This window comes from Zoogloea sp. JDB1 (assembly GCF_056724025.1).
Map to the genome: position 1 here is coordinate 559,703 of NZ_CM161496.1, position 18,851 is coordinate 578,553.

Genomic DNA, 18,851 nt, shown 5'->3' on the forward strand with positions numbered 1-18,851 from the left:
GCCGATGATGGCCCCGGTCGGCATACCGACCGCCGTGCCTCCAGACACCGTTTGCTGCCGAGATTTCCATGACAGGACCCCCAGCCGAAGAACGCCCGCACATCCTGAAAGTCGTCGCGATCTACGTCCTCTTCGCTTCGGCGTGGATCCTGCTGTCCGACAAGGCGCTGGAAGCCCTGCTCACCGATCCCACGCAGATGACCTTCGCCAGCATCGTAAAGGGCTGGGTCTTCGTCGCAGTCACCGCCGTGCTGCTGTACACGCTGATGCAACATGCCTGGCAGCGCACGTCCCGCGCCCGCAGCGAGCGCCAGCAGACGCTGCAGCTGCTGGAAGCGATTGCCGAGAGTTCCCAGGACGCGATCTTCGCGAAAGACCTGGAAGGCCGCTACATGTTGATCAACCGGGCCGCCAGCCAGATCCTCGGGCATCCCGCCACCAGCGTGCACGGCCAGAACGACTACGCCTTCTTTCCTCCCGAGCAGGCAGAGCGCCTGATCGCCATCGACCGGCAGATCATCGCCACCGGTGAAACTCGGACCTACGAGGAGAGCGTTGCAACCCCGCTGGGCATACGCGTCCTGCATGTCACCAAGGGGCCCCTGGGCGGCCCCGACGGCCGCGTGATCGGGGTCTTCGGCATCTCCCGCGACATCACCGAGCGCCAGCACACCGCCGACACCATCCGCCAGCTGAATGCCGAGCTGACCGCCACACTGCAGGCCATTCCCGACCTGCTCTTCGACATCGACAGCGAGGGCGTCTACCGGGGCATCTGGGCCCAGAACCCGGCCCAGCTGGCCGACCAGAAAAGCCGCCTGCTCGGGCGCAAGGTCACCGACGTGCTGCCCGCCGATGCCGCTGCTGGCGTGCTGGCGGCGATCCGCGAAGCCATCGCCAAGGGCCACTCCTATGGTCAGGTGATCCGCCTCGGTCGCGGCAGCAACAGCAAATGGTTCGAGCTGTCGGTCGCCCGCAAGGGCAGCAACAGCGGCCCCGACGCGCACGTCATCATCCTGTCCCGCGACATCACCGAGCGCTACCGGGCCGAAGCGGCACTGATGGAAAGGGACTTCAAGTTTGGCGCGATCGTCCGCCACAACCCATCAGCCCTGACCCTCAAGACGCCGGACGGCCGCTATGCGCTGGCCAACCCCAATTTCCAGGCCATCCACGGGCGCAGCGAGGACCAGATCGTCGGCAAGACCGATTTCGATCTCTACCCGGCGGACACCGCCGAGATTTTCCGCGCCAACGACGCCCGCGTGCTGGAAACCCTGCAGCCCCATGCGATCGAGGAGAACATGCTGGTGGACGGCCAGCCGCACACCTTCATGTCGCACATGTTCCCCATCCTCGACGCATCGGGCGCGGCCCGCTTCGTATGCCGCATCTCGCTGGACATCACGGAGAGCAAGAAGGTCGAGGAGCAGCTACGGAAGCTGGCCCAGGCCGTGGAGCAGAGCCCGGGCAACATCTTCATCACCGGCCTGGACGCCTGCATCGAATACGCGAACGAAGCCTTTCTGCGCAACACCGGCTACAGCCGCGACGAAGTGCTGCACCACAACCCGCGTTTCCTGCAGTCCGGCCGCACGCCGCCGGCGACCTTCCAGTCCCTGTGGCGCGCGCTCCAGCATGGCGAAACCTGGAAGGGCGAGCTGTTCAATCGCCGCAAGGACGGCAGCGACTACACCTCCCTGTCCATCATCACCCCGATCCGCCAGGCCGATGGCCGCATCAGCCACTACGTGGCGGTACAGGAAGACGTCACCGAAAAGCAGCGCAACCTGGAAGAGCTCGACCGCTACCGCCACCATCTGGAAGAGCTGGTCGCCACCCGCACCCTTGAGCTGGCCGAGGCCAAGTCCGCCGCGGAGACTGCCAACGTCGCCAAGACGGCCTTCCTGGCCAACATGAGCCACGAGATCCGGACCCCGCTGAGCGGCATCATCGGCATGGCCCACCTGATCCGTCGCAGCCACGTCAACAAACGCCAGGCCGAACAGCTCGACAAGATCGCCGCCTCCGGCAGGCACCTGCTGCAGATCATCAACGACATCCTCGACCTGTCGAAGATCGAAGCCGGCAAGCTGGCCCTCGACGAACGGGACTTCCGGCTGCACGACATGCTCGACGCCACGCTGGCGGTCACCGGCGACGCGGTGGCGGCCAAGGGGCTGCAGCTCCACACCGACTTCACGGGCCTGCCGGAGGTGCTGCACGGCGACCCGACGCGCCTGTCCCAGGCGCTGGTCAATTACATCGGCAATGCGCTGAAATTCACCGAGCACGGCACGATCAACCTGCGCGGGCAACTGCTTGCGGAAGACGCCAGCGGCTATCTGCTGCGCTTCGAGGTCAGCGACACCGGCATCGGCATGTCGGCGGAACAGCAGGCCAACCTCTTCGAGGCCTTCGAGCAGGCCGACAACTCCACCACCCGCAAATATGGCGGCACCGGCCTGGGCCTGGCGATCACCCGCCACATCGCCCAACTGATGGGCGGCGAAGTCGGCGTACGCAGCGAGGCGGGGGCCGGCAGCACCTTCTGGATGAGCGGACGCTTCGGCAAGCCCGGCGACATGCACCCCGTCGCCGCCAGCCCCTCCGACAGGCATCTGGAAGCCAGGTTGAGCCGGAACCATGCGGGCACCCGCGTGCTGCTCGCCGAGGACAACCCGGTGAACCAGGAGGTCGCCCTGCTGCTGCTCGGCGACGCCGGCCTCAACTGCGACCTGGCCGAGGACGGCGCCGAAGCCCTGCGGCTGGCCGGCGAGCAGGATTACGCGCTGATCCTGATGGACATCCAGATGCCGGTGATGGACGGACTGCAGGCCACGCGGGCGATCCGCAGCCTGCCCGGCCACCGCGCCGGGGTGCCGATCCTGGCGATGACTGCCAACGCTTTCGCCGAGGACCGGGAGAACTGCCTGGCCGCCGGCATGAACGACTTCATCGCCAAGCCCTTCGAGCCGGACGCCTTGTACGCGATCCTTCTCAAATGGCTGGAGCAGCCGGCCGCGGCTGACGCAGCCTCCTAGCGGCCCGGTTCGAACAAGGTTTCGAGAAAGTCGCCCTGCTCCCGGCGCGGACTGCGCCGCGTGAACACGTCGGCGAGGGGGCGCTTGTCCGCCTGGGCCAGCAGCTGGCAATGGTGATGCAGGCCCGCCGCCCCCTGCTCCACGGCACTCAGCTGCACCGACAGCGCGCCGCCCACGTCGGCATTGCCGTGATACAGCAGATGCCTCTCGGTCGTCACGCAGGCCGCCGCGCGCGGGCCGAACCAGCCCCATTCGGCCTGATCGACCAGCTCATGGAAGCGCGCGAAATACAGGAAGCCCGCCCCGTTGAAATGCAGCGACGGACAGGGATGCAGGGTAAACGGCGCATAGCTGTGCCCGCCACGCGAAGAGCGACCCGGCTCCCGCTCCTGCGGCGCCTGGGCCACGCGCCGGTTGAGCTCGGCAAAGCGCAGCCCCTCGTCAAGCGCCGGCACATGCTCCAGCCCCGCCACCGGGCTGCGCACGGCCGAGGTATTGAGCCCGGCCGTCTCCCGCGCGACGAACACCGACTGCATCTCCACCACCGCGCACAGGCCGCTGCCGGCCGACACCAGGTGCTTGCTGTAGAACTGGGTGCGGCTGACCCGCCCGAGCTGGCTGGCGAACACCAGCTCGTCGTCCTCCGCCACGCTGCCAAGGCGGCCATGGCGCAGACGCACCGCGCGGAAGGCCGGATAGACCCGCCGTCCGCCGCCGTCGCGCAGGCGGGACACCGGCATGCCGGCCGCGGCGGCCAGCAGCTGCCAGTGGCGATCGCCGCAGTCGGCGAGCAGCCAGCTCTCGGACAGGCCGTTCAAGGCCAGCTGCGGCATGCCGACCCGCTGCCGGCCGCGCAGGGCCGGGGCGCTCGGGCAGGATGCGGCGGACAGGGCGAGATCGAGCATGGGCTCCCTCCTTTCGCGGCGGCCGCGACTCAGGCCACCGCCGCTTCGGGCGGCACAGCCTCGGCCCCTTGTGCGACGCGCTCGGCGATCACCACGGCCAGGTGGCGGGCATCATCGGCGATACCCAGGAAACGCCCGGAACCCCAGGTGTGCAGCCACGGCAAACCCAGGAAGTACAGCCCCGGCACCGGCGACACGCCGCGCTGGTACTTGGGATGGCCGCGACCGTCGAAGGCCGGCAGCTCGATCCAGCGGTAATCGGGGCGGAAACCGATGGCCCACACGATGGTGGTGATGCCGGCCGCCGCGCAGTCCAGGCTCAGCGGATCGGCCTCCGGCACCCACGCCTTGGTGAAGGCCGGCTCTTCCGGCGCGTCGATGCCGTGGGCGGCGATGTACTTGTCGATGTCGTTGCGGATGCTGACATACACCTCGTCGGCGTCGTCCAGGTTGGCGGTCAGGTCGGGCAGGAACTCCAGCGTGCTCCCCTGGATGTTGGCCAGGCTGCCGTACAGCCTGACCCCGTCCCGTGCGAACTTGCGCAGGTCGATCTCGTGGCCGCCGTCGCGCCCGGTCATGTAGTGGTTGGTCTTCTCGCGGGCCTTCTCGCCAAGGGGGTGGCGATCCACGGTCAGCTCGTAGTAGCCCATGTCCATCAGCCACTCGGTCGCCTCGCGGCCGCGATAGACGCGCGGCGAGCGCGGCGCCGGACCGACGCACAGGTGCACCTTGCGGCCGGCCAGATGCAGGTCTTCCATGATCTGCACGCCGGACTGGCCGGAGCCCACCACCAGCACCTCGCCCGCCGGCAGGGATTCCGGGTTGCGGTAATCCACCGAATGGACCTGGTGGATGTGGGCCGGCAGGCTGGCCGCGTAGGCCGGCACGATGGGAATGTCGTAGCCGCCGGTGGCCACCACGATATGGTCGGTGGTGAAGTGGCCGGCGCTCGTGCTCACCTCCAGCCGCCCGGACGGGCCGCGCACAACGTGGTTGACCGCCACACCCTCGACGATGGGCGGCGCGATCTTGCGGGCAAAGGCCTCCACGTAATCGACGATCTGGTCCTTCAGCATGAAGCCCTGGGGGTCGTCGCCCGGGTAGGGAAAATCGGGCAGGCGGCACTGCCAGTTGGGCGTGACCAGGCAGAAGGTGTCCCAGCGGTCGTTGCGCCAGGAATGGGCGACCCGGTTCTTCTCGAAAATGATGTGGGCGATGCCGTGCTGTTGCAGGAAGTGGCTGGTGGACAGGCCGGCCTGGCCGCCGCCGACGATCACCACGGGGTAATCGCGACGGGCCAGCAACTGGGTGGATTGGGGAAACAGGGTGTTCATGACGGCTCCTTGAAAATTGGCTGGAATGCGGGGATGGATGCGAAAGACGGGAACGGGCGGCGGCTCAGCGCGCGCCGGGCTGGAAGGACTCGACCTGCACCGCGCCGTCGGTGCCTTCGAAACTTCGGGCCACCTCGTGGATGCGCCCGAGCTGGTCCATGGCGCTCGAGCAGAAGTAGCCGTACTTCTGCTGAACCCGCGCGCTGGCCTCGCCGAGGGCCTGCTCGCAGCGCTGCACGAAGTCGGCCACTGGATAGCTGTGGCCGGGCTGCAGGAAATCGCCGATCACCAGCGACGGCGAGTAGCAGCGCTCCTCGCGGCCGTCGGGCCAGCGGACGTGGAAGTACATTTCAGGCATGGTTGAACTCCTTGGAGGGGTGGGAGACGGGGAGCGGCAGGCCGGCCACCGCCCGGTAGGCCGGCAGGTGGCCGCGGGCGCAGGTCGGCCAGTCGTGGCGGGCGGCCACCTGGAAGCCGCGGGCAACGATGCGCTCGCGGGTGCCGGGCATCAGCGCGCGGCACATGGCCTTGGCAATGGAGTCCGGATCGTCGGGGTCGGCCCACAGGCAGTCCCCGTCGGCGAGGAAATCGGTGAAGGGAGCGATCTGCGATACCACCGTCGGCGTGCCGCAGGCCATCGCCTCGACGATGGCGAGGCCGAAGCCCTCGACGCGGGACGGAAAGACCAGCGCGTCGGCGAGCCGGTACAGCGGCGCCATATCGGCGTCCGGCAGCACGCCGGCGAGGATCACCGGCACGTCCGGCGGCAACGGCATACCGTCGTCGGGCAGGCTCGCCGCGGCGAGCCCTTCCCGCACCAGCACGGCGTCGAAGTCGCGCCGGCAGGCACCGTGGTCGAGCAGGCTGGCGCCGCCGGCTACCACCAGTTGGGCCTTGCCGAGGGTGGCGCGCAGGCGGGCGAAGGCGCGCAAGGTGGCGACGGTGTTCTTGCGCGCCTCGATGCCGCCGACGGCCAGGAACACCGGCCCGCCGCCGAGGCCCAGGCGCAGCCTCAGCAGGTGATCGCGGGCCCCCGCGGCGGGGCCGAAGCGGCGCAGGTTGACGCCGTTGCCAACCACATCCGCCGGCCGCCCGCAACGCTCCGCCAGCCGCGCCGCCCAGCTCGGGCTGACGCACAGCAGGCGTACCGCGCCGGCGATGGAGCGGCGTTCGAGGAAGTCCAGGCGCGCGTCGCCGTAGCTGTCTTCCAGGTGATGGACGGTGCGCACGTAGCCCGGCAGCACGCCGCGCGCCTGCAGCGCGTACAGCGCGTTGGCGCCGATGCCGTCGTGGGCATGGAAGACATCGAAATCAGCGTGGCCGGGCTGGGAAAACCATTCGGTAAAGGTGGCGATGCGCCGCTCGACGCGCTCGCGCAGATCGCCGCCGGCCGGTGTCTCGGGGATCAGGCACAGCTGCGCGGCGGTGCTGCGGAACAGGCCGGCGCCGGGCGCGGCCGGTGCGTGCAGGGTGACCTGATGGCCGAGAGTGACCAGCGCGTCGGCCAGTTCCACGCAATGCACGACGCCGCCGCGCGGGTTGGTGGAATGAGTCAGCAGCGCGATGCGCAGCGGGCGGTTCTCGTGCTTCATGCCGCGCCTCCCTGTGCCACGGCGCCGGGCTGCGGCCCGACCCCCATCAAGGGCTCGACGGCCAGATCGCGGAACAAGCCCTCGGCCTCGCCCTGGCCCAGCATCAGGCGGTGGCCGTCAGTCAGCGTGCCGATACATGCGGCGGCGATGCCGCGGGCGTGGAAACGCGCGCACAAGGCCTCCGTCTGCGCCGGCTGACAAGCCAGCACGTAGCCGAAGCTCGGGAAGGAGCGCAGCCAGCGCGCCAAGTCCACGCCGGCCGGGCGCGGCACGGCGTCCAGGTCGACGCGGGCACCGACCGCGGAACACTCCAGCAGCATCAGCACGGTGCCGAGCAGGCCGGCCTGACTGATGTCCTTGGCGGCGTGGGCGAGGCCGGCCTCGGCGATCTCTGGCAGCAGCGCCAGGTCGCCGCGCAGGCGGGCGGGGTCGGCGGCGGTGGCCGCGTCCCAGTTGTCGAAGGGTTCCCGGTAGGCGCCGCGCAGGTCCACCGCCATAACCAGGCTGTCTCCAGGCCGGCCGGCGAAGCTGGTGAGCAGGCGCGTCGCCTCGCCGAGCACCGCCACCGCCAGCTGGGCACGGTCGCAACGGGTGTTGCTGTGTCCGCCGACCAGCGGCACACCGAAAGCCGCCGCCGCGTCGGACAGGCCGCGCATCAGGGCCTGGGCCTGGGCCTGGCCGTCGCTCCACAGGGCGTCCACCACCGCCAGCGGGCGGCCGCCCATCGCGGCGATATCGCTGAGGTTGACCATCACCCCGCACCAGCCGGCAAACCACGGGTCGTGGGCGACGAACTCGTTGATGAAGCCTTCGATGGCGAACAGCAGGTGGCCGTCGCCGCGAGGCAGCGCGGCGCAGTCGTCGCCGAGCCAAGCAGCGGCCTCCGGCAGGTGGCGGCCGGCCAGGGCCGCCAGCACGCCGTCGATGTCGCGCTTGTGGGCAATGCCCTTGTGGCCGCGCAGGGTGTCGATGAGGGCAGGCAGTTCCATCATGCCACCCGCTTCACGTGGACCTGCATGGCTTCACCGGCTGCGAACGGCGGGTAGTGGGCCAGGTCGGCTTCCATCAGGTGGTGGGGACGCCCGTGCAGCACGATCTCGCCGGTGCTGCGCCAGTGCAGGCGCTGGAACAGCGGCACGTTGGCAGCCTGCACCTGGGCCACGAAGCGCGTGCAGCCCAGCGTGGCGGCGCTGCGCACGGCGAGCTGGATCAGCGCGCCGCCAAGGGCACCGACGCGCCGGTACTCGGCGGCGACGGCCAGCCGCGAGCCCTGCCAGACGTCCGGCGCGAGGCGGTGGATGCGTACCGTGCCGACCACCGGCGCCGGCCCGCCACTATCCACGCCATCCAGGCAGGGGCGGGCCACCAGCAACAGCGCGTCGGCGTCGATGGCGTCCGCGTCGCTGCCATCGAACAAGCCCTGCTCGGCACAGAACACCGCCCGGCGCAGGGCCAGGGCCTCGATACGGGCGGCCGCATTGGCATGCTCCACGCGGTAGTGGCGCGGCAGGCGCAGCCGCGCGGCGAGGGCGGGCAGCGCGGCGTTCATGGCCGGGCCTCGTAGCGGGACTGGGCCGAGCAGGCACCGCATTTGCCGCAGCCGGCCTTCATCGCCACGCCGCTTAGGCCGCCGGCCTGGAGCAGCCCGGCCAGCGGGGCCAGCACAGCGTCCATGAAGGCGGCGTCGGGCGCCGGGTGGTCTTCCAGTGGCGTGCCGGAGATCGGCACGAAGGGCACCACGAAAGGGTAGACGCCGAGGTCGATCAGCCGCGCGCAGGCCGTCAGGATGGTCTCGCGACTGTCGCCGAGGCCGGCCAGGATGTAGGTGGACACCTGGCCGCGGCCGAAGACCTCCACCGCCGCGGCGAAGGCCTCGTCGTAGCGTTCCGGCGGGATCGCCGCCTTGCCGGGCATCAGGCGCTGGCGCAGGGCCGGGGTCAGCACTTCGAGGTGCATGCCGAGGCTGTCCACGCCGGCCTCGCGGACGCGGCGGAACCACGCGAAATCGTCAGGCGGCTCGAACTGGGCCTGCAGCGGCAGATCCACCGCGGCGCGGATCGCCGTCGCGCTGTCGCACATCACGCGGGCGCCGCGGTCGGGGGTCGGCGGCGTGCCGGTGGTCAGCACCATATGGCGCACGCCGTCGAGCAGCACCGCTGCGCGGGCCACCTCGGCGAGCTGCTCCGGCGTCTTGTGGGCGATGGTGCGGCCGGCCGCCAGCGACTGCCCGATGCTGCAGAACTGGCAGGCCTTGGCGCGGCTCTGGTAGCGGGTGCAAGTCTGCAGCACGGTGGTGGCCAGCACGTCGGTGCTGTGCAGCGTGGCGATGTGGCTGTAGGGCACGCCGTCCAGGGTCTGCAGGCGGTAGAAGCGCGGCTGGCGGGCGAAGGCGATGCGCGCCACGGGCTGCCCGTCGCGGCTGAGGGTGGCCTCGCCGGCGGCATCCGGGCGGGACGCCACGAAGGGCGAGTGCAGTGCCCGGCCGGTGTGCAGCGGCACCATCGCCGGCTGGCCGTCGATGAGGATGGCCGCGTGGTCCGACGGGCCGGCGCCACCGCGCCGGCTGTGCAGGCCGCCGGCCGCGGCGTCGAGCCGGAAGCCGTGGCTCTGCAGCTCAGAGATCAGGTGTTGCGGGCGCAGCGCTGTCATGGACATGATCGACTCCTGCGGTTGCGGGGAAGGGGGAAAGCGTGTCGCGCGAGCCCTGCAGCGGCGCCTTGGGCGCCAGGTCGGCCTGCAGGGACAGCAGCTCGGGGCGGGCGTAGTGGCCGACCGAGTCCATCATTCGCTTGCGCTTGGTGATGAGGGCCATGTCCAGGTCGGCGATCAGCATGCCCTCGCCTTCCCGCAGGGGTTCGCCCAGGTAGTTGCCCTCGGGCGTCACGATGGCGGTGTGGCAGCCGCCACGCAGGGCCCGCTGCATGGCCGGGTCGGGGGTGATCGCGGCGACCTGCTCGTCGCTCAGCCAGCCGGTGGCATTGACGACGAAGCAGCCGGACTCCAGCGCGTGGTGGCGGATCGTCACGGCGATCTGCTCGGCGAAGATGTTGCCGACCATCGAGCCGGGGAACTGGCTGGCGTGGATCTCCTCGTGCTGGGCCATCAGGGTGTAGCGGGCCAGCGGGTTGTAGTGCTCCCAGCAGGCCAGCGCGCCGATGCGCCCGATGCCGGTGTCCACCACCTTGAGGCCGCTGCCGTCGCCCTGCCCCCACACCATGCGCTCGTGGTAGGTCGGGGTGATCTTGCGACGCTTGAGGATCAGGCTGCCGGTTTCGTCGAAGACCAGCTGGGTGTTGTAGAGGGAACCGTGGTCCCGCTCATTGACGCCGAGCACGACGACCGCCCCCGCCCGCCGGGCCGCCTCGCCGACGGCTTGGGTCACCGGCCCCGGCACCGTGACGGCCCGCTCGTACAGCTTGAGGTGCTCCCCCCCCATCGCCACCGCCGGCTGGACGAAGGAGAAGTACGGGTAATAGGGCACGAAGGTCTCCGGAAAGACCACCATCCGGGCCCCCTTCTCCCCCGCCTCCAGGATGGCGCGGCAGACCTTGTCCACCGTGCCGGTGGCGGACGTGAGGTCCGGGCTCATCTGCACCGCGGCCACGCGGACGATTCGTTCGGTCGTCATGCTCGTCTCCTTGGCGTGGCGCTCAGAGCGTCCAGCTGTTGATGACGAAGGCGTTGTCGCGCTTGTGGAGGAGCTGGATGTCCATCACGTCGAGCGGGCTGATCGGGCGGATGCCGGGGATCAGCGAGGGTTCACCGTGGCCGTACAGGGCCTGCAGCGCGAAGCGGCACGCATAGACCTTGCCGCCCTCCTCGATGAACTTGGCGAGCTGCTTGTTCATCGCCAGGTGACCCGGGAAGGCCTCGTCGCCGAGGCGCGGGAAGCCGCGTTGCAGGCCGAGGGTGACGCCTGGGCCGTAGAGCAGGATGGTGGTGTCGAAGCCCTTGCGCAGCAGGCGGGTGGCCTGCAGCAGGTTCACCAGGCCGATGGAGCCTTCGAAGGCGACGGTGTGGAAGGTGACCAGGGCTTTCTGGCCGGGTTCGGCCTTCACGTCTTCGAAGACCTTCTCTTCGTAATCGACGAAGAAATCACCGGTGGTGTGGGGGGGCAGGGTCACAGCGGGCATGTCAGATTCCTCATGGTTGGGATTCGAGATGCGCACCGCGGGGTGTCATGGACCTCTGTACCGATGTCAACCGCCGGTGGTGCGCAGCATCAATTCAGCAACAGACGTGCCATCAATTTACTTTTATTGTATGCATACAATAAAAGTACGAAGAATCATTTTCTTGGATTTAAAGGGTGGTTTGGGGCGCTGCACAACAGCGGTAAAATGCTGACAGATCAACGCACTTGGCCAGTGCGTCGACAGCATGGCGCGCACCCGCAGCGTGCATGCATTGAATGCATACAATGTGCAAAAAGTGTGTCACCCACGCTCAACGGCTCGCAGGGGAGCCATCGGTAGACAGGGCGTGGAGAAGAGGCGTCCGGACGGACGGCGGATGGTCCGCGCCACCGGGACGCAGGCGCGTCCACGGCGGCCAGACGCACTCAGACGATGGAGGAGTAAATCGCCGGCGGGTGGGACAGGGCCGCGCCGACCAGGTCCATGGCGTGCTGCACGTCGTCGCGGCTGGCGGCGCCGCCGAGGCAGATGCGGACCGCCTCCACCGCCGCGCCGCCGACCAGAAAGGCGTCGCTGGTCACCACACCGATACCGCTGTTGCGCAGATGGGTCGCGAAGCTGACCCGGCTCCAGCCCTCCGGCAGCGGCAGCCACAGGTGAAAGCCGTCGGGCGAGGCCTGGAAGGTGGCCGGGCCGAGGGCCGCCGCGGCCAGTTGCTGGCGCACCCGCGACTCCTCGCGGATGAAACGGACCAGCTGCTCGGCGGTGCCGTCGAGCACCCATTCGGTGGCGATGGCCGTCGAGATCGGCGGCGTCATCACCGACACCGCACGCAGGATGCCGCTGACCCGCGGCAGCTGGCGGGCGTCCGGCAAGGCCAGGTAGGCCACCCGCAGACCGGCACCGACGGTCTTCGACAGGCCGCAGACGTGGTAGGTGAGCTCCGGCAGCAGGGTCTTGAAGCTCGGCGGCGGCGCCTCCGGCAGCAGGCCGTAGGGGTCGTCTTCGATCACCGCCACCTGGTGGCGGGCGGCGATCTCGGCGATCGCCTCGCGGCGCGCGGCGGACATCGTGGTGGTGGTCGGATTCTGGATCGTCGGGTTGAGGTAAAGGGCCGCCGGCTGGTTGTCGCGGCAGCAACGCTCGAAGGCATCGGGCAGGATGCCGTCCGCGTCTGACGGCAGGCCGAGCAGGCTGACCCCGTGGATCGCCGCCAGCGCGCGGATGCCCGGATAGGTGATGTTGTCGCAGCAGATGCGGCCGCCGCCGGTGCCGACCAGGGTACTCAGCAGCGCATTGAGCACGCTGTGGGTGCCCGGACAGACCAGCACCTTGTCGCTGCTGGTCGCGATGCCACGCCGCGCCAGCCAATGCATGGCAGCCTCCCGGTCCTCGGTGCTGCCGCCGAAGGGCTGGTAGCGCAGCAGTGAATTGATGTCGCCGCACAAGCCGCGCAGGCCGGTTTCCATGCGGGCCAGCAGCTCGGGCTGGTCGGGCTCCGGCGGCAGGTTCATCGACATGTCGATCAGCCGCGCACGGGCGGCGGCGTGGCGGACCCGCGGACAGGCCTCCGGACGCACGCGGGTACCCTGCCCGACCCTGGCATCGAGCAGGCCGCGACGCTGGGCCTCGGCGTAGGCGCGGCTGATGGTCGTGAAATTGAGGCCCAGCACGTGGGCCAGCTGACGCTGCGGCGGCAGCCGGGTGTCCGGGGCCAGGCGGCCGTCGCGGATGTCCGCGGCGATGGCGTCGGCGATGGCGATGTAGGCAGGTTTGTGCGGGTCGAGGTCGATCGGCCGCCACGAAGGCGTGTTGGAGGGCATGGGATCAATCCAGGTCGTCGGAGCGAGGATTGTATGCATTCAATCCACCGCCGTCACGGCGCCGCCTGAGCGGGCTCAACGCGCCGCCAGCCAACGCAGCAATACCGCGTAGAACACCGCCGGCTCGACCGGCTTGGCGACGAAATCGTTCATACCGGCAGCGAGGCAGTGCGCGCGGTCGTCGGCGAAGGCATTCGCGGTCATCGCCAACACCGGCAGCTTGGCCTTGCCCGGCAGCAGGCGGATGCGACGGGTCGCTTCGAGGCCGTCCATCACCGGCATCTGCATGTCCATCAGCACCAGCGCGAAGTCTTCGACAGCAACGCGGGCCACCGCTTCCGCGCCGTCTCCGACTGTGGTCGTCTGCAGACCGCATTCGTCGAGGAAGAAGCGGGCGACCTCCTGGTTCAGTGGCTCGTCCTCCACCAGCAGGATACGGGCACCGGCGTGATCGCGGCGCAGGATGGCTTCAGCCGGCAGGTTTTCCCCCGACGCGGCATCGACGGAAGAAGCCGCCGACGCGTTCGCGCGGCGGAGGCGGGCCGTGAGCCAGAAAATGCTGCCGGCCCCCGGCGTACTGCTGGCACCAGCCTCGCCTCCCATCAGGCGGGCCAGACGGCGGGTGATCGCGAGCCCCAGGCCGGTGCCGCCATATTTGCGCGTCGTCGAATCATCGGCCTGTTCGAAGGCCGTGAACAGGCGCGGCAAGGCCTCGGCGGGAATGCCGATACCGGTGTCCACCACGTCGAAGCGCAGCAGCAACCCCTCGCTGCCCTCCTCCACGATCCGCACGCGCAGGGTGATGCCGCCGCGCTCGGTGAACTTCACCGCGTTGCCCAGGTAGTTGAGCAGCGCCTGGCTCAGACGCACCGCATCGCCGTTGAGCCAGCCGAGTCCGGCGGGAGTGTCGAAGACCAGGTCCAGGCCCTTTTCCCGCAGGCGCTCGCCGAGCATCGAGCGGATGCGCGCCAGGATCGCCTCGAACTCGAAGTCGGCACGTTCGAGGACCAGCTTGTCGGCTTCGATCTTGGAAATGTCCAGGATGTCGTTGATGACGCCCAGCAGGTGGTCGGCGGAACCCTGGATCTTGTCCAGCATGCCGGCCTGCGCCGCGTCGATGCCGGTACGGCGTAGAGCGTAGGTGAGGCCGATGATGGCATTCATCGGAGTGCGGATCTCGTGGCTCATGTTGGCGAGGAACACGCTCTTGGCGCGGGTGGCGCTCTCCGCCTCGGCGGCGCGGCGGGCAAGCTCCTGGTTCAGCGCCTCGATCTCGCTCTCCTTCTCCTTGGCTGCGGTGATGTCCGAGGCCAGCGCGAAGAAACCACGCACGACGCCCTCTTCGTAGTCGGGGATGTACTGCACCTGCGTCCATCGCCGCACGCCGCGGACATCAACCAGCGGGCGCTCGAAGGCGCGCCCTTCGCCGCGCAACACCGCATCCAGGTGGGGGCGGGTCATCTCGAAGGCCTCGGCGCCGATCACCTGCCGCAGGTGCAGCCCCTTCAGTTCCGGCGGCCTCAGTCCGAACATGGCCTCGAAAGCGTTGTTGGCAAACTCGTTGTGCAGGTCCCGGTTCCAGTAGGCGATCAGCGCCGGCACGTTGTCGAGCACGCCGTGCAGCAGCGCCTCGCTCTTGCGCAGCGCCAGCTCCAGCGCCTTGCGCTGGCGGTTGTCGAAAACGGTGGTGCGCGACGCCACAAAGCGCCCGGCCGCGTCGCGGATCGCCGTGGAATTGATGAGCACCGCCATCGTGCCGCCATCCTTGCCCCGCAGCTCCCACTCCAGATCCCGCACGAAGCCGTCCCGCTGAAATCTGCCGAAGTAGGCTTCGAAACGTCGCGCCAGCTCGGGGGGAAGAACGTCGGTCAGGCGCAGCTTGCCGACAACCTCTTCGCGCTGGTACCCCAGCCACTCCAGTTCCGTATCGTTGATGCGCAGGAAGACCCCGTCGCGGTCCACCGAGTGGTAGCCGCAGGGCGCCCGGTTGTAGAGGTCCTCCACCTCCGCCGAGCGCTGGCTCAAGGCCGCATTGACGGCCCGCAGTTCGGCAGTGCGCACCGACACCTCCCTCTCCAGGCGATCCCGCTCCTTGCCGATAAAGTCCTGTTGTTCGGCAACCCGCGCCTGCAGCACATTGAAGTTGTGCAGCAACAGGCGGATCTCCCGGCTGCCGGCCTCTTCCAGTTGCACGGCCGGCAGGTCACCGGCAACGGACTCGCCGATCCGCTGCGTCGCCCGCTCGAGGGGAATCAACGCACGGCGCAGGCCAAACCAGATCAGCAGGCCCGCCAGCAACGCAGCCAGCGCCGCGCCGCCATAGATGCGCGTGTTCGCCGCCCGCAGCGGCGCGAAGGCTTCGGCGGTAGGCAGGTAGGACACCACCAGCCACTGCCCGTCCATCACCGGCGCCGCGGCGCTGATCAGGTCCACCCCTTTCGAATCCACCGTACGCCCCGGCGCCAGATAGCCCCTCAAGCGGCGGTCGAGCAACGGATTGACGCCCTCCTCGGGCAAGGGGCGCAGAACCCGGCTCGCATCCGTGCTGGCGGCGAAGATGCGCTGCTCCAGGGCATACACGTGGAAGCCGCCGGTCTGTCCATTCCGGACCTCCTCGGTGAGGTGAAAATGGCTACCTTTCTCGATCAGCTCGGCCCCGCACATTGCACCGAGCAGATTTCCGTGGCGATCGATGATCGGAACGACAACCAGCAACACAGGCTGCTGTGCAAAACGTCCGAACCAGACACGGATCACCGGCTTGCGACTCGCCATCAGGCGGGTGAAATAAGCCGCATCCCGATACTGGCTGCCGACATGCCCACGCACCGGGCTCTCGGCGATACGCTCCCCGTCGCTCCGGATCACATAAACATCGCGGGTGAACAGGCGGTTGGCCATCGGCTGGGTCAGCAGATAGTCCTGCACGGCGCGGGGAGACGGCTCCGGCAGCGCGGCGATGTGCTCCGCCATCACCTTGAGCGTATCGAGGCGGAAACGCAGCTCGGCATCCAGCGTACGGGCCAGGAAGCCCGCTGCGGTGGCCTGCTCATGGCCGATCAGGGCTTCGAAGTCCTCGTGCAGACCGCGGGCCACATCCCAGGCCAGCGCCCCGATCCCGGCAGTGAAGACGAGCACCGACAGCAGCGCAGCCTTGATCTTCAATGGCAGGGCCGAGAACGCATCTGTCCAGACGCCGGCTCGCAGATGCATCGACACGTTGCGTCACTCCCCCACCTTCGCCTCCGCACGCCTGCGCCACGGATGGGCTTAGCCAATACAATGCGGAAGCAACCAAGCCCGCACTTTCACGTGCAGAGAGACTCTCCCAGGTGCTTGGCCAACGCTATGCGACACTTCACAAACCACCGGGTTGCGACATTTTTTTGCCAGCATCCTGCGCGAGGATGAAGATTCCACGCACAACCGTGCCAGCACGCCGGTCCCGCCAATCAATTCAGATCGACACACTGCCCATGGACCTGCAAAAGCAATTTCGCGATGACGAGCTTGAAAAGATCGTCGACGAGGCCACGCTGTACATGTGTGCCTGCCCTGGGCAAGTAGCTTCGGAACTCTTCAGCCTGCGCGACCTGATCCGCTACCAGCGCAAATGCCTCGAGAACAGCGACACGGCGCCGGCGGCCCATCACACGATCGCCGATGCGGCGCTGCAGGCACACCAGTTGATGGAAGACTGCCTTGCACGCGTACTGGAACTGGAAGGCTGGGACCGGGAAACCCTGACCATGCCGGAAGGTCTGCGCCAACGCCGCAACGCGCTGATCGACAGCAGCGACTGACCCTCAGGAGATCATCCGACGCCCAGTGCGACAGGGCCCGTCGGTACGAGGCCAGTCCGACGTGATGTCCATCACGGCGCCAGGGGCGACGGACGTGATGGCCCCCCCTTCGCAGGTCGGGCAGTTCGCCTGCCGGGCTTGCCTTACTCGCCCAGCGTCACCTTCCGCCGCAGCACCACCGGCTTGCCGCCGGCGCTTTTCTTGACCAGCCAGTGGGCCAGCGCGGAATCCAGGTAATCGGCGTGACCGGGGAACCAGCGCGCCAACTCGGCCGCAAACTCGCGACCGATCTCCAGGTTGCCGGCCGCCACAAGCGGCTCGACCTCGCGGGCCGAAGCCAGCACCGCGTTGTGGTCGTCCACGTGGCAGTCGGTAGCCGGGAAACCGCTCGCCTCCATCCACGCCTTCTCGTCGGCAAAGTGTTTCTCGGCATGCTCGACAAAGGCCCGCACGCGGCTGGCCAGCTCGGCGTCGGTACAGGTGAGCATCGCGTTCACCACGTCCACGAACTCCCGGTGGGTGTCATCCATTGGCGTGTAGCCGAGCAGGTAATTGTCCGTCCAGGGCAGGCCGCTCGTTTCGTCGCTCATTGCTGTCTCCGTTTGATCTTGTGTTGTGCTTTACGGCCTCAGTATCCCAGAGCGGCCAGTTCCTTGACCAGTTAGGGCAAGCCTCGACCGCACACAGCGGCCGGCGCCGCTCACGGCCGCTGGCCGCCCATGCACAGGTACTTGATCTCCAGATACTCGTCGATGCCGTGGCGGGAGCCTTCCCGGCCGACGCCGGATTCCTTGATGCCGCCGAAAGGCGCCATCTCGTTGGAGATCATCCCTTCGTTGATGCCCACCATGCCGTATTCCAGCGCCTCGGCGACGCGCCACACGCGGTGGATGTCGCGGGAATAGAAGTAGGCCGCCAAGCCGTAGGGCGTGTCGTTGGCCAGTGCGATGGCCTCCTCCTCCGTCGAGAAGCGGAACAGCGGCGCCACCGGGCCGAAGATCTCCTCGCGGGCGATGCGCATGTCGGCGGTGATGCCGGCCAGCACCGTGGGCGTGTAGAACAAGCCGCCGCGCGGGTGGGGCGTGCCGCCGGTTACGAGTTGGGCGCCCTTGGCCAGCGCATCACCGACCAGGCCTTCCACCTTGGCGAGGGCGGCGGCGTTGATCAGCGGGCCGACCTGGGCGCCGGCAGCCAGGCCGTCGTCCACCTGCAGCGCCGCGGCGGCCTCGGCCAGGCGCGCTGCGAAGGCGTCGTAGATGCCGTCCTGCACCAGGATACGGTTGGCGCACACGCAGGTCTGGCCGGCATTGCGGTACTTGGAGGCCATCGCGCCGGCCACCGCGGCGTCCAGGTCGGCGTCGTCGAAGACGATGAAGGGCGCGTTGCCGCCGAGTTCCAGCGACAGCCGCTTGACCGTGTCGGCACACTCGGCCATCAGGCGCTTGCCGACCGGCGTGGAGCCGGTGAAGGACAGCTTGCGCACCACCGGGCTGGCGGTGAGCACGCCGCCGACCGCTGCCGGTCGCGCGGTGGTGACGACGTTCAGCACGCCGGCCGGAATGCCGGCCCGCTGGGCCAGTTCGGCCAGCGCCAGCGCGCACAGGGGCGTCGCCTCGGCCGGCTTGACCACCGAGGTACAACCGGCCGCCAGCGCTGGCGCCGCCTTGCGGGTGATCATCGCGATCGGGAAATTCCACGGCGTGATCGCCGCGGTGACGCCGACCGGCTGGCGGATGGCGATGAGGCGCTTATCCGGCGTCGGCGCCGGGATCGTCTCGCCATACACGCGCTTGCCCTCCTCGGCGAACCACTCGACGAAAGACGCGCCGTAGGCCACCTCGCCGCGCGCCTCAGCCAGCGGCTTGCCCTGTTCGCTGGTCATCAGGAGCGCCAGGTCTTCCTGGTTGGCCAGGATCAGCTCGTACCAGCGGCGCAGCAGCACCGCCCGATCCTTGGCCGAGCGGGCACGCCAGGCCGGCAGCGCCCGCGCCGCGGCATCGATGGCCAGTTCGGTCTCGTCGGCCCCCATGTCGGGCACCCGGGCAATCTCGGCGCCGGTGGACGGATTCACCACCGCATGAGTCGCCCCATTGAGCGCGTCGGCCCAGGCACCGTCGATGAAAGCCTGCTGCCGCAGCAGGGACATGTCCTTGAGTTTCATTATTTTCCTTTCGCGAGATGCAAGCGCATTAGCACATGCAGCGAATGTGATAC

At 68.7% G+C, this 18,851-nt stretch carries 15 protein-coding genes; 2 read left to right on the forward strand and 13 right to left on the reverse strand.

Annotated features, from left to right (window positions below; genetic code table 11):
- Positions 1-68: 68 nt before the first annotated feature.
- A complete protein-coding gene (locus AC1PPK_RS02555; RefSeq protein ID WP_481116284.1) occupies positions 69-3,044 on the forward strand; it encodes a PAS domain-containing hybrid sensor histidine kinase/response regulator in 2,976 nt (991 codons plus the stop codon).
- Here AC1PPK_RS02555 and AC1PPK_RS02560 read toward each other — a convergent pair.
- From AC1PPK_RS02560 to AC1PPK_RS02610, 11 genes are all read right to left on the reverse strand, one after another.
- Positions 3,041-3,949 (reverse strand): Pnap_2097 family protein, encoded by a 909-nt coding sequence (locus tag AC1PPK_RS02560; RefSeq protein ID WP_481116285.1) that lies wholly within the window; start codon positions 3,947-3,949, stop codon positions 3,041-3,043. The genes AC1PPK_RS02555 and AC1PPK_RS02560 overlap by 4 nt on opposite strands.
- A gap of 29 nt (positions 3,950-3,978) precedes the next feature.
- Positions 3,979-5,283 carry an MSMEG_0569 family flavin-dependent oxidoreductase gene (locus AC1PPK_RS02565; RefSeq protein ID WP_481116286.1) on the reverse strand — a complete coding sequence of 435 codons (1,305 nt, stop codon included), beginning with the start codon at positions 5,281-5,283 and terminating at the stop codon, positions 3,979-3,981.
- 64 nt (positions 5,284-5,347) lie between these two features.
- Positions 5,348-5,641, reverse strand: a complete 294-nt coding sequence (locus AC1PPK_RS02570) for an MSMEG_0570 family nitrogen starvation response protein (protein ID WP_481116287.1) — start codon at positions 5,639-5,641, stop codon at positions 5,348-5,350.
- On the reverse strand, positions 5,634-6,875 hold the full coding sequence (locus AC1PPK_RS02575; protein ID WP_481116288.1) for an MSMEG_0565 family glycosyltransferase: 1,242 nt from the start codon (positions 6,873-6,875) through the stop codon (positions 5,634-5,636). Before AC1PPK_RS02575 ends, AC1PPK_RS02570 begins: the two co-directional genes overlap by 8 nt.
- Positions 6,872-7,867: a sll0787 family AIR synthase-like protein gene (locus AC1PPK_RS02580; protein WP_481116289.1), complete on the reverse strand. Its 996-nt coding sequence runs from the start codon at positions 7,865-7,867 to the stop codon at positions 6,872-6,874. The genes AC1PPK_RS02575 and AC1PPK_RS02580 overlap by 4 nt, the downstream gene beginning before the upstream one ends.
- Positions 7,864-8,424: an MSMEG_0567/Sll0786 family nitrogen starvation N-acetyltransferase gene (locus tag AC1PPK_RS02585; RefSeq protein ID WP_481116290.1), complete on the reverse strand. Its 561-nt coding sequence runs from the start codon at positions 8,422-8,424 to the stop codon at positions 7,864-7,866. Before AC1PPK_RS02585 ends, AC1PPK_RS02580 begins: the two co-directional genes overlap by 4 nt.
- Positions 8,421-9,530 (reverse strand): MSMEG_0568 family radical SAM protein, encoded by a 1,110-nt coding sequence (locus tag AC1PPK_RS02590; protein ID WP_481116291.1) that lies wholly within the window; start codon positions 9,528-9,530, stop codon positions 8,421-8,423. The genes AC1PPK_RS02585 and AC1PPK_RS02590 overlap by 4 nt, the downstream gene beginning before the upstream one ends.
- On the reverse strand, positions 9,490-10,503 hold the full coding sequence (locus AC1PPK_RS02595; protein WP_481116292.1) for a Nit6803 family nitrilase: 1,014 nt from the start codon (positions 10,501-10,503) through the stop codon (positions 9,490-9,492). The genes AC1PPK_RS02590 and AC1PPK_RS02595 overlap by 41 nt, the downstream gene beginning before the upstream one ends.
- A gap of 22 nt (positions 10,504-10,525) precedes the next feature.
- On the reverse strand, positions 10,526-11,008 hold the full coding sequence (locus AC1PPK_RS02600) for an MSMEG_0572/Sll0783 family nitrogen starvation response protein (protein ID WP_481116293.1): 483 nt from the start codon (positions 11,006-11,008) through the stop codon (positions 10,526-10,528).
- A 428-nt stretch (positions 11,009-11,436) separates the two neighbouring features.
- Positions 11,437-12,834, reverse strand: coding sequence for an aminotransferase-like domain-containing protein (locus AC1PPK_RS02605; RefSeq protein ID WP_481116294.1), 1,398 nt, complete (start codon positions 12,832-12,834; stop codon positions 11,437-11,439).
- A 75-nt stretch (positions 12,835-12,909) separates the two neighbouring features.
- Positions 12,910-16,047, reverse strand: coding sequence for an ATP-binding protein (locus AC1PPK_RS02610; RefSeq protein WP_481118177.1), 3,138 nt, complete (start codon positions 16,045-16,047; stop codon positions 12,910-12,912).
- Between the two features lie 263 nt (positions 16,048-16,310).
- On the opposite strand from AC1PPK_RS02610, the gene AC1PPK_RS02615 reads away from it, so the two are divergent.
- A complete protein-coding gene (locus tag AC1PPK_RS02615) occupies positions 16,311-16,637 on the forward strand; it encodes a hypothetical protein (RefSeq protein WP_481116295.1) in 327 nt (108 codons plus the stop codon).
- A 143-nt stretch (positions 16,638-16,780) separates the two neighbouring features.
- Here AC1PPK_RS02615 and AC1PPK_RS02620 read toward each other — a convergent pair whose 3' ends face one another.
- Positions 16,781-17,227 (reverse strand): bacteriohemerythrin, encoded by a 447-nt coding sequence (locus AC1PPK_RS02620; RefSeq protein ID WP_481116296.1) that lies wholly within the window; start codon positions 17,225-17,227, stop codon positions 16,781-16,783.
- 110 nt (positions 17,228-17,337) lie between these two features.
- Positions 17,338-18,798, reverse strand: coding sequence for an NAD-dependent succinate-semialdehyde dehydrogenase (locus AC1PPK_RS02625; RefSeq protein WP_481116297.1), 1,461 nt, complete (start codon positions 18,796-18,798; stop codon positions 17,338-17,340).
- Positions 18,799-18,851: the final 53 nt, after the last annotated feature.

Coding starts and splice junctions, on each gene's coding strand:
- AC1PPK_RS02570 (WP_481116287.1), bottom strand. CDS start 5,641: ATGCCTGAAATGTACTTCCACGTCCGCTGGCCCGACGGCCGCGAGGAG.
- AC1PPK_RS02615 (WP_481116295.1), top strand. CDS start 16,311: ATGGACCTGCAAAAGCAATTTCGCGATGACGAGCTTGAAAAGATCGTC.
- AC1PPK_RS02605 (WP_481116294.1), bottom strand. CDS start 12,834: ATGCCCTCCAACACGCCTTCGTGGCGGCCGATCGACCTCGACCCGCAC.
- AC1PPK_RS02560 (WP_481116285.1), bottom strand. CDS start 3,949: ATGCTCGATCTCGCCCTGTCCGCCGCATCCTGCCCGAGCGCCCCGGCC.
- AC1PPK_RS02575 (WP_481116288.1), bottom strand. CDS start 6,875: ATGAAGCACGAGAACCGCCCGCTGCGCATCGCGCTGCTGACTCATTCC.
- AC1PPK_RS02610 (WP_481118177.1), bottom strand. CDS start 16,047: ATGCATCTGCGAGCCGGCGTCTGGACAGATGCGTTCTCGGCCCTGCCA.
- AC1PPK_RS02555 (WP_481116284.1), top strand. CDS start 69: ATGACAGGACCCCCAGCCGAAGAACGCCCGCACATCCTGAAAGTCGTC.
- AC1PPK_RS02595 (WP_481116292.1), bottom strand. CDS start 10,503: ATGACGACCGAACGAATCGTCCGCGTGGCCGCGGTGCAGATGAGCCCG.
- AC1PPK_RS02625 (WP_481116297.1), bottom strand. CDS start 18,798: ATGAAACTCAAGGACATGTCCCTGCTGCGGCAGCAGGCTTTCATCGAC.
- AC1PPK_RS02620 (WP_481116296.1), bottom strand. CDS start 17,227: ATGAGCGACGAAACGAGCGGCCTGCCCTGGACGGACAATTACCTGCTC.
- AC1PPK_RS02590 (WP_481116291.1), bottom strand. CDS start 9,530: ATGTCCATGACAGCGCTGCGCCCGCAACACCTGATCTCTGAGCTGCAG.
- AC1PPK_RS02585 (WP_481116290.1), bottom strand. CDS start 8,424: ATGAACGCCGCGCTGCCCGCCCTCGCCGCGCGGCTGCGCCTGCCGCGC.
- AC1PPK_RS02600 (WP_481116293.1), bottom strand. CDS start 11,008: ATGCCCGCTGTGACCCTGCCCCCCCACACCACCGGTGATTTCTTCGTC.
- AC1PPK_RS02580 (WP_481116289.1), bottom strand. CDS start 7,867: ATGATGGAACTGCCTGCCCTCATCGACACCCTGCGCGGCCACAAGGGC.
- AC1PPK_RS02565 (WP_481116286.1), bottom strand. CDS start 5,283: ATGAACACCCTGTTTCCCCAATCCACCCAGTTGCTGGCCCGTCGCGAT.